This window comes from Pseudomonas syringae, from assembly GCF_002157375.1.
Taxonomy (GTDB): domain Bacteria; phylum Pseudomonadota; class Gammaproteobacteria; order Pseudomonadales; family Pseudomonadaceae; genus Aquipseudomonas; species Aquipseudomonas syringae_T.
Genome location: NZ_MTSA01000031.1, coordinates 21,253 through 31,887 on the forward strand (window position 1 = coordinate 21,253; position 10,635 = coordinate 31,887).

Annotated in this window: 9 protein-coding genes; all 9 read right to left on the reverse strand. The window is 58.9% G+C overall.

The window, feature by feature from the left end; all coding sequences use genetic code 11:
* Positions 1-12: 12 nt before the first annotated feature.
* Positions 13-3,111, reverse strand: coding sequence for an efflux RND transporter permease subunit (locus tag BW686_RS25245; RefSeq protein WP_084920759.1), 3,099 nt, complete (start codon positions 3,109-3,111; stop codon positions 13-15).
* A complete protein-coding gene (locus BW686_RS25250) occupies positions 3,108-4,178 on the reverse strand; it encodes an efflux RND transporter periplasmic adaptor subunit (RefSeq protein ID WP_084920762.1) in 1,071 nt (356 codons plus the stop codon). The genes BW686_RS25245 and BW686_RS25250 overlap by 4 nt, the downstream gene beginning before the upstream one ends.
* Positions 4,175-5,293, reverse strand: a complete 1,119-nt coding sequence (locus tag BW686_RS25255) for an efflux RND transporter periplasmic adaptor subunit (RefSeq protein WP_084920764.1) — start codon at positions 5,291-5,293, stop codon at positions 4,175-4,177. Before BW686_RS25255 ends, BW686_RS25250 begins: the two co-directional genes overlap by 4 nt.
* Before the next feature lie 211 nt (positions 5,294-5,504).
* Positions 5,505-5,636: a hypothetical protein gene (locus BW686_RS27635; protein WP_373271072.1), complete on the reverse strand. Its 132-nt coding sequence runs from the start codon at positions 5,634-5,636 to the stop codon at positions 5,505-5,507.
* Between the two features lie 116 nt (positions 5,637-5,752).
* Entirely contained in the window at positions 5,753-6,805 is a 1,053-nt protein-coding gene (locus tag BW686_RS27270) for an RHS repeat-associated core domain-containing protein (protein ID WP_084920766.1), read from the reverse strand.
* Positions 6,806-6,890: 85 nt separating this feature from the next.
* Entirely contained in the window at positions 6,891-7,661 is a 771-nt protein-coding gene (locus BW686_RS25265) for an RHS repeat-associated core domain-containing protein (protein WP_084920776.1), read from the reverse strand.
* 111 nt (positions 7,662-7,772) lie between these two features.
* Positions 7,773-7,988: a DUF6124 family protein gene (locus BW686_RS25270; protein WP_084920779.1), complete on the reverse strand. Its 216-nt coding sequence runs from the start codon at positions 7,986-7,988 to the stop codon at positions 7,773-7,775.
* A 486-nt stretch (positions 7,989-8,474) separates the two neighbouring features.
* Positions 8,475-9,494: an ABC transporter substrate-binding protein gene (locus BW686_RS25275; protein ID WP_084920768.1), complete on the reverse strand. Its 1,020-nt coding sequence runs from the start codon at positions 9,492-9,494 to the stop codon at positions 8,475-8,477.
* A gap of 38 nt (positions 9,495-9,532) precedes the next feature.
* On the reverse strand, positions 9,533-10,399 hold the full coding sequence (locus BW686_RS25280) for an ABC transporter permease (RefSeq protein WP_084920771.1): 867 nt from the start codon (positions 10,397-10,399) through the stop codon (positions 9,533-9,535).
* Positions 10,400-10,635 lie beyond the last annotated feature (236 nt).

The window sequence follows — 10,635 nt, forward strand, 5'->3', positions numbered from 1 at the left end:
GGCACGTATGACTCAATGCGCGGGCACCTGCTTGTCGTCACCCTGGTCCGAAGCGTCACGACGCTGTTCATCGGTCGGTTCCTTGATGCGATACCAGGCCACGTACAGCGCGGGCAGGAACAGCAAGGTCAGCAACGTGGCGATGATGATGCCGCCGATCATGGCGTAGGCCATCGGCCCCCAGAACACTTCCCTTGCGATGGGAATCATGCCCAGGCTGGCAGCCGCAGCGGTCAGCAGAATCGGACGGCGGCGGTGTTCGGTGGCTTCGACCACGGCGTCCCATGGCAGGTAACCACTCTTCTCATAGGCATCGATCTGGGTCACCAAAATCACCGAGTTGCGGATGATGATGCCAATCAGCGCCAGCACCCCGAGAATCGCGACAAACCCCAGCGGCGTACCCGTCGGGATCAGCGCCAGCACCACGCCGATCAACCCCAGCGGCGCGACACTGGCCACCAGGAACATCTTCTGCACGCTGTGCAGCTGGATCATCAGGAACGTTGCCATAAGGAACAGCATCAGCGGCGCAACACTGGCAATCGGCCCTTGTGCCTTGCTGCTTTCCTCAACCGTGCCACCGGTCGCGACCTTGTAGCCCACCGGCAGGCCGGCTGCAAATTTGTCGATTTCCGGCTTCAGTTCATTGACCAGATCGGTCGGCTGAATCTCGTCCCGAACCGAGCCTTTCACGGTAATGGTCGGCTTGCGATCACGTCGCCAGACCAGCGGCTGCTCAAGCTCGTAGCCAACGGTGGCAAACGCCAGCAGCGGAATAGAGGTTCCGGTCGGGGTCACGATCTGCAGGTTTTGCAGGGTTTCCGGCGTACCACGCTCGGCGTCTTCAGCACGCCCGACCACGTTGATCAGGTAGATGTCATCACGCACCTGCGTCACGGTAGAGCCGCTGACCACGCTGTTCATCAGTCTGGCGACGTCCTCGGACGACAGCCCCAGTTGCCTGGCCTTGTCCTGATTGATGTCGATGCGCAGGACCTTGCCCGGCTCGTTCCAGTCGTAGATCACTTCGCCAACATGCGGGTTGTGATCCAGCAGGGTGGCCAGTTCGATAGCGTGCTGGCGGACTTTGTCGATGTTCTCGCCGCTGACGCGATACTGCAGCGGACGCCCTACCGGCGGCCCCATTTCCAGTGCCTGCACGTAAGAGCCGATGCCCACGTAGTCTTCACGCAAACGCTTCTGCAGGCGCGCCGTCAGGGCGGTGCGCTCTTCCAGGCCTTTGCTGACAATCACCAACTGTGCATAGAACGGGTTTTCCAGTTGCTGGTCCAGTGGCAGGTAGAAGCGCACCGCACCCTGCCCGATGTAAGTGCTCCAGCGCTCGATGTCCGGGTCGTCCTTGAGGCTCGCTTCAAAACGGTCAACCACCTTGCGCGTCTCGTTGATCGAGGCGTTTTGCGGCAGGTTCAGGTCGACAAGAATTTCCGGCCGGTCCGAAGACGGGAAGAACTGGTTCTGGACGAACTGCATGGAGAACAGCGACGCGGCGAACAACCCTACCGTGATGGCAATCGCCAGCCAGCGATGGCGCATGGCCCAGAGCATGCTGCCGTTGAATGCCCGGCCTACGCGGCCCGGTTCTTCGGATTTCGGCTTGATGTTGGCGCTCAGAATATGCACGCCGATCACCGGCGCAAATAGCACGGCAACCACCCACGACACCAGCATCGCCACGGCAATCACGGCAAACAGCGTAAAGGTGTACTCCCCCGCCGAGCTGTTGTTCAGACCAATCGGCACAAAGCCTGCCACGGTCACCAGCGTACCGGTGAGCATCGGGAACGCTGTCGAGGTGTAGGCGTAAGTGGCGGCCTGCTCCTTGGTTTCCCCCATTTCCAGCCGTGTGACCATCATCTCCACGGTGATCATGGCGTCATCCACCAACAGGCCGAGGGCGATGATCAGGGCACCGAGGGAAATCCGCTGCATGGTGATGCCGCTGTATTCCATGAACACAAACACCATCGCCAACACCAGCGGAATAGAGCACGCGACCACCAGCCCCGCGCGAAACCCGAGGCTGACGAAGCTGACCAACAGCACGATAATCACCGCCTCGAACAACGCGCTGGTGAAGCCGCCCACGGCCTTGTTCACCACCTCCGCCTGGTCGGAAACCTTGTGTACGCCGACGCCCACCGGCAGCTCGGCGGTCGTGGCGTCCATGCGCTCGTGCAGCGCCTTGCCGAACGCCTGGATGTTGCCGCCCTTGCGCATGGCGATAGACAGGCCGATGGCCGGTTTGCCGTTGTAGCGGAACAGCGGTTTGGGCGGGTCGGTGTAACCGCGAGTAATGTCGGCGATATCGCTCAGCCGGTAAAAACGGTCGTTGATCCGCAAGTTGACCGCAGCCAGATCCTTCTCGGAAGCAAACTGGCCAGACGTGCGTACGGAGATCCGTTCCGGCCCTGCCTCGATCACCCCGGCAGGCGTCACGGCATTCTGCGATTGCAGGCTTTGCACCACCTGGCTCTGATCGATGCCCAACGCCGCAAGTTTGCGCGTGGAGAAATTCAGGTACAGCACTTCATCTTGCTGGCCGACCATCTCGACCTTGCCCAGACCGGGCACCTCGCGGATGTCGGCGCGAACCTTCTCGACATAATCACGCAGCTGACGCATCGAAAAGCCGTCTGCGGTAAACGCGTAGATCGAACCGTACACATCGCCGAACTCGTCGTTGAACGAAGGGCCTTGCAGCCCCTGCGGGAACTGGCCACGGATGTCATCGACCTTCTTGCGCACCTGATACCAGATCCCGGGTATCGCCTTGGCGTTGGTGGTGTCACGCAGGTAAACGAAGACCGTGGACTCGCCCGGTCGGGTATAGCTCTTCACGTAGTCCAGCGAGTCCAGCTCTTCAAGCTTCTTCTCGATGCGGTCAGTCACCTGCTCGAGGGTCTCGTCCACCGTCGCGCCTGGCCAGCGGGTCTGGATGATCATGGTCTTGATGGTGAAGGACGGGTCTTCCTCGCGCCCAAGCTTCATGTAGGAAAACACGCCCATCAACAGCGCGACAAACATCAGGTACCAGACAAACGACTGATGTTTGATGGCCCATTCGGACAGATTGAAATTCCCTTTCATCGCGGGCTTTCCTTATCGACTTTGACTTTCTGACCCGGCTTGAGGCTGTTGACGCCCGCACTGACCACTTTTTCACCCGCTTTGACGCCGTCAGTCAGCACAAAGCTGTCGCTGTCACGGCTGATGATATTCACGTCCCTGGGGTTTACCGTCTGGCTCTGAGAATCGATGACCCAGATGCGGCGCTTGCCATCGACGTCCTGCAACGCGTTGATCGGCAGGCGCATGCGCGGCGTGATGGTCGAGCTGAGCGTCACGCTGATCGCGGTGCCAAGCCGGAACGCTGGCGGCGTGTCCGTCAGCGATAGCCGCGCACGGCGAGTGCGCGTCGTGCGGTCAGCCTGAGGTTCGATTTCGCGAATGATCGCCGTGGTGTTCACCTCAGGGTTCAACTGGCTGGCAACGGTGAACACCACGTCGTCGGGCAGTTGATCGGCCAGTGCGGCAGGCATGTCGATCACGGCTTCCTTGATATCAGGACGCGCCAGTGTCACCACTTCCTGACCGGCGGTGACCACCTGCCCGGCTTCGACCTTCCACTCGGTGACCACTGCATCGTGATCGCTGCGCAGTTCGCTGTAGCTCAACTGGTCGCGAGCCTGCTGTTCGGCGGCCTTGGCCTGCTCCAGCGACGAACGTGCGGTTTTCAGGTCGGTCTGCGCGATGTCCAGTTGCGCCTGGGCACCGACGCCGCGGTCGAACAGTTCCTGCTGACGGCGGGCATTGGCCTGAGCGTTGATCCACTGGGCCTGAACATTGGCCAGATCCCCCTGGCGACCGCGCACGTTATTTTGCTGGTCGGTCGGGTCGAGGGTGGCGAGCAAGTCGCCTTTCTTCACTTCGCTGCCAACGTCCACGTTACGCCGGGCGATACGTCCCGGCACTCGAAAACCCAGCACGCTCTGGTAGCGCGCCTGAATGTTGCCGGCAAAGCGGCCGAAATCCTGCATCGATTCAGGCCGGACCTCAACAAACACCACCGGCCTGATCGGTTCGGGTGGCGCTTCGTTCTTGCCGCAGCCGCTCAACACGAGACCGCTCAGCAACAGGCATGACAGACGTTTCATGGCTGCACCTGCGCATTCTGCTGTTGAGGCTGCTCGGCGATTTCAACCTGGATATCCGGGTGCAATAACTGTCCACCAGCGATCACGACTTTTTCCCCACTCTTGAGCCCGTCGCCGATGATGACTTTGGAGGTCAGGTAACGCGTGACGGTCACCTTGCGCAGGCTGGCCTTGCCCTGCTCATCCACCACCCACACGGCAGGCTTGCCCAAGTGCTCGCCAAGGTCCTTGGTCAGCGCCGACCACGGCAGCTCGACACTGGCATTGGCCGGCGCGCTGAGCGCCACACTGACCACCGACCCCAGGTCCATGCCTTCCGGCAGCGGGTCCAGCGCGACCTTGACCTGCAACGTTCCGGTCTGCGCCGAAACCGCCGGGGTCACTTCACGCACCTTGCCGCTGACTGTGATCGCCGGGTTATCAAGCAACGTGACCTGCACGGGCTGATCCGTCGGTGGCTGCACAAACAATGACTCGTATACGTTGAACACCGCATCGCGATCACCGTCCCGTGCCAGGTCGAAAATCGGCACGGTAGCCTGCACCACTTGCCCGACCTCGGCCTGACGCGCCGTGATCACACCGGGTGCATCGGCAACCAGCGCGGTGTAGCTCAACTGCTCGCGGGCATTGGCCAGCTGCGCCTGCGCCGCTTTCAACGAACTTTGGCTACCGCGCAAGGCCGCCTGCGCGGCGTCATATTCACTGCGGCTGGTGTAGCCCTTGGGCAGCAGCTTTTCCTGACGGACGAACGCAGCACTGGCCTGACTCACGCGCGCCTGCTCGGCGGCCACCGAGGCGGCGGCCGAATCGACGTTGATCTGCAAATCTTTTGGATCGAGTCGGGCCAGCACCTGCCGCGCCGTCACGCGGTCGCCAACATCCACATTGCGCTGAATGATCTTGCCATTGACCCGGAACGAAAGGCGGGTCTGCACACGCGCCTGAACATCACCGGTCAGCGCCACGCTGGCGGCGAAATCGGCGCTTTTCACGGTTTGCACGTAAACCCGAGGCAATTCCGGAGCGGATGGTTTTTCCTCGCCGCAGCCCGCCAGCGCCCCCAAGGCAACGGCCAGACCGAACGTAACCAGTCTTGAAATACGAACGGGCATGCAGACTCCTTGTGCGGCTGCCGGGTGCGGGCGCGATAGGGCGAGAGAATAGCGTGACTATGCGACTGTAGGCGAGAGGCAGGGTTCATTGGGGGAGCACTGAACAAAAGGGTTTGTTGTGCCGGTCGTCGGCGATCAGAGTGGTCGCTACTCCGTCACTGCCGAGATGTTGCTGAGCCAACAGGTGGCCGCCCGCCAGGAAAAACATCCGTTACGTGCAGCCCTGCAACTCGGTCATCAGTCGTTCGCCGTTGTAGAACCGTCTGGCAACGGTCTGAGCCAGTGGCGTCAGCGAGGACACACGGTCCACTGGCTCATAAAAGTAATTGTAAAGAAAAGCCATGATCAATCATTGTGATGGAGTTCTGATTTCAGCGTAAACCCGTGCGGCAAGAAGATTTACAGGCAAGAATGTCATCGAAGCTATAAATGCTTCGCAAGGCTCAGATTATTAAACCCTTATTGAGGGTAACCGCGCCTTTCCAAGCGTTTTGCTCGCGTCCTCCACGCAGCGGGACCTTTATTATTTGATCTAACTGAAATTATTAGAACACTGAATTCCCTATCTGCGTTCGCATATCGCCCCCTGAACTGTTTAGGAAGCAGATACTCCTTCGCCTCCCACCTATGATTAGGTGCATTCTGGACTGACACATCAGTCAATGTCTCAACTTCTGCTTTAAAACCTTGAAGTTGCTTTCTTAGCCCAGACATTTCATTAAGATCACTTAAGTAAAACTTACTATGTTTTTTCTTCAGATTTTGCATTTCTGACACATAGGCATTTTTATCAACGGCTGCCCTTTGTTTCAAGCCACCCCCTTTCGATATCGCCTTAGCGGCCATCCCCGCCCCCAGAATCATGGAAACAACCCCAACAGCCATCAGTACGTCGCTGAGCGTTGAATCGGATTCTTTTACGCTAATAGAGGTAGCGATTGCAGCACCGCCCCCGACGCCAAATACAAGTCCCAAAAGGCTAGATACTCTGAACGGTATATGCCCCGTCGGATCAATCTGATTGATTGGGTTATTCAGCGCATACGCGTACGCATTCACCCCCCCTTCACCAAACGGACTCAAACTGTCCGGGCTGTTAAAGCGCCTCAATACCGGGTTGTAAGCACGGTAGCCGTTACCCAGCAAATAATGCCCGGTGAACGGGTCGGGCTTTTCGCCATTGAACCCGGGCAAACCCGCAATCGGCTGGGCTGCGTCATGATGGCCGTACGGCGAGTAGGCGATGTCAGCCTGTCGTCCGGCGCCACTCGCGTGCAGCACGCTGTTGTGCCGGTCGCCGGCGATCAGGGTGGTCGCCACTCCGTCACTGCCGAGATGTTGCTGAGCCAGGAGGTGGCCGCCCGCCTGGAAAAACGTCCGTTGCGTGCCACCCTGCAACTCGGTCATCAGTCGTTCGCCGTTGTAAAACCGTCTGGCAACGGCCTGAGCCAGCGGCGTCAGCGAGGACACGCGATCCAGTGGGTCGTAGGAGTATTTGCAAAGAATAGGCATGATCAATCCCTGATGATGGAGGTTGGACCTGGTTCAGGCCTGAGCGGATTCCAGGTGAGGGTCTACGGGTAAAAATAGCGAATGTTCAGGAGCTGGAAGGTGAATCTCGAATGTTCGAAAGCTCGGTTAAAGGTTTCTGCGAAGTAAGAACAGGTATGGCCTTCTTGACCTGCGCTTCCCGTATGGAACGAGCAACTGACCAGCCACGCAGTGCGGCCGTCGGGTAGGCAATCACGATAGCGGCAATCCTCAGTGGGTGGATTGCCGGTGAATCAGGGTCAGCTTTTGTCAGCGCGAAGGAGGCAGCCCATGCCACCGTGGCAATCAGCCCAGTCACGCCTGTGACGGCCGAGATCTTTTCCGATGTACTCGCCGGTCTTCGGGTCGCAGTTGCTTTAAAAAAAGAATGAGTGCTGGCGGCAACCGGAGGCTTGTTCTTGACACCTTTGAGTACGGCGCTTATCGATGAACGGGCCGCCAACAGTCCCACAAAGCCGCCCAGAACAGCGGCACCGATATAAAGGGAAGATTCCAGATCCTCAAGAAAGCCATGCCCTGTCGGATCAGATCGATTGATCGGATCACCTGCGCAATACGCATAGGCGTTCATGCCTCCCTTGCCAAACGGACTGAGGCTGTCGGGGCTGTTGAAACGCATCAGTATGGGGTTGTAAGCGCGGTAACCATTGCCCAGCAGGTAGTGACCCGTGACGGAATCAATCAGCTCGCCATTGAAACCGGGCAGCGCGCCGGGCTGTCGGGACGCATCCGCGATAGCCCTCGCGAGCGACGTGCGGGTCGCGAGGCGATCCAGCGCGTCATAGCGGTATTGACACATGCTTATCTGCTTGGGCATGACGAGCAACCGGGTGCGATGTGCAAAGCGAGGCATGCTTCACGGAGTCTCACGATGAATCGTCACAGAGGCATCGGCTACTCGTAGAGTTGATAGGTTTCGCCGAAACAGTCACGCGTTCTGGACGCACGCCAGTGAATGTTCGAGTTCGGTCTTGGCCATGTTGATCAAATGAACGACCGAGAACGCCAGATCACGTTTCGGGCCGTTAAGGCTGTCACCGGTTTCATAGGCCGTGGCGGCCGCACAACGCAGTATGTCGCTGATGTGGATCAGAGAGTCTTCAAGTGAAGACGGGGTGGGTGGGGAGGGAGTCGAGTTGATCATCATGTGTGCCTCTGCAATCAGGACCACCGGACGTCTGCTGCTAAACAAACAAAGGTGGCGACTTTGACGCGGGTTAGCAGACCGGTAGAGAACACAGACCCGGCGCACTCGAAAGTGCCCCACGCAAAGCCGCCATGAAGCGGTAATTACGCTGTGTGTCATCTGGACAGGCTGCTAAACCCGATCACTGAAAACTCAGTGACCGTCGCAGCCTAGAGCCCGGAATTGACACGCGCAAGGGCTCAGGATTTTCTAGGAAAGTTCGTACTTAAGATAGGGAAAGGACTGAAGGAAAGGTCCTGCAAAACAGGTTTTTCGTGAGCGGAAGTAACCTGATTTCTGTTAAAGCGGCATGCAGGGGAGGACGCAGAGCGTCCAGAACGGCATGCCCACGCGGAGCATGGGCACGAGAGTTGTGGTACCTCTCGTTCCGCACGCTCTGCGTGGGAATGCCGTTCGTGACGCTCCGCGTCACCGTCACACCGATCAACTGCCCTCAGTACCCTGTGCTTCTTCGAAGAAGTAATCCTTCCAGCTCGCCGCCTTGTTTTTCAACACGCCCAGCTCATGCAGCTTCTCGGCGTAGATGAAGGTGCGCTGCGGGGTGATGGTGAAGTCGATTTCTGGGTCGGAGACGATTTTCTCTACCAGCGGCAACGGCAGTTTTGACTGTTCTACGCGAATATAGGTCTGCGCGGCAGCCGGTTTGTCGGCCTTGATGATCTTCTCGGCCTCGGCCAATGCGTCATAAAACGCTTTGTAGGTCTTGGGGTTTTCGTCGTGGAATTTTTCAGTGGTGTACAGCACATTGAACGTCGCCTGCCCGCCCAGCACGTCATAGGAACTGAGCACCTTGTGGACGTTGGGATTTTCCAGTGCCTGGTACTGGAACGGCGGGCTGGAGAAGTGCGAGTTGATTTCCGAGCCGCCTGCGATCAGGGCTGCGGTGGCATCCGGGTGCGCGAGGCTGACCGAGATGTTGTCGAATTTCTTGTATTGGTCGTTACCGAACAGCTTGGCGGTCTCGATCTGCAAAGTGCGTGACTGGAAGCCCACGCCCGCGGCGGGCACAGCAATGCGGTCCTTGTCGGTGAAGTCCTTGATGGTCTTGACGTTGGGGTTGTTGGTCAGCAGGTAGTTGGGCATCGAGCCCAGCGAAGCAATGGCCTTGACGTTCTGCTTGCCCTTGGTGCGGTCCCAGATGGTCAGCATCGGCGGCACGCCTGCCGACACCACGTCCAGCGCACCGGCCAGCAGCGCTTCGTTCATCGCGGTGGCGCCAGAGATGCTGTTCCAGTCGACCTTGATGTCCAGGCCCTGTTCCTTGCCGTGTTTCTCGATCAGTTTCTGATCACGCACCACGTCGAGAATCAGGTAACCGATACCGAATTGCTGAGCAATGCTGATCTTGCCCTCGGCCTGTGCGCCACCGCTGAGCAGAGCGCCAAACAGGCCGAGTGTCGCCGCCAGTGCTGTCAGCGCCGGACGTTGAAATGAAGTTGCCATGTGGTTCTCACCCTGATGATTCAAAAGAAGACAGCGTTTCAACGCTGCATGCCCCAGCGCTTGACGGTCAGCCGCTCGATGTTGGCGAACAGCAGGTTTTCGACCAGCAGGCCGATGAGGATCACCGCCGCCAGCCCTGCAAAGACTTTGTCGGTATACAGCTCATTACGATTCTGGAAGATGTACCAGCCCAGCCCGCCCTTGCCTGAAGACGCGCCAAACACCAGCTCGGCGGCGATCAGGGTGCGCCAGGCGAAGGCCCAGCCGATTTTCAGGCCCGCGAGAATCGAGGGCAGCGCGGCGGGAATCAGGATGTGCCAGACAAAGCGCAAACCCTTGAGGCCATAGTTGCGCCCGGCCATGCGCTGGGTTTCCGAAACGCCCAGAAAACCCGCGTAGGTATTGAGCGCCAGCGCCCAAAGCACCGAATGCACCAGCACGAAGATCAGGCTGTTCTGCCCCAGCCCGAACCACAGCAATGCCAACGGCAGCAGCGCAATGGCCGGCAGCGGGTTGAACATGGCGGTCAGGGTGCCGAGCAGGTCGCGGCCCAGCTGGGTGGACACGGCCAGTGTGGTCAAGCCGAACGCCAGAACGATGCCGATCAGGTAGCCCTGAATCAGCACGGTCAGGGAAATCCACACCTTGTCCGGCAGCTCGCCGGAGATCAGCCCGTCATAAAAGGCGGCGGCCGTCTGCAGAAAGCTTGGCAGCAACAGGTCGTTGTTCTGCAGCCGCGCGGCGAGCTCCCAGATCACCGCCAGGGCGATCATGATCACGCTCTTGCGCACCCAGCCCAGCTGCCAGATGCGCTGTGCCAAAGGCAGTTCTCGGGCCAGGTCTTCCTGTGTGAAAGGCTCCAGCGTGACTTCGTATTCTTCGCGAGCGAGAGGTGCGAGGCTCATGGTTTGGGTTTCCCGGTAGTCGTAAAAAGTGTATGCAGAACGCTCAGCGTTATTAAGCAAGCCCTTGTGGAAGCCCGTCTGAACTACCATCTTCGCGGACGTTATAAGCAAGCCCTTGTGGGACCGGACTTGTCCGCGAAGAGGCCATTACATTCTCCGAAGATGCATCGTCTGAACCACTGTCTTCGCGGACAAGTCCGCTCCCACAGAAAGCCCGTCTGAACCGACAAGCGAAG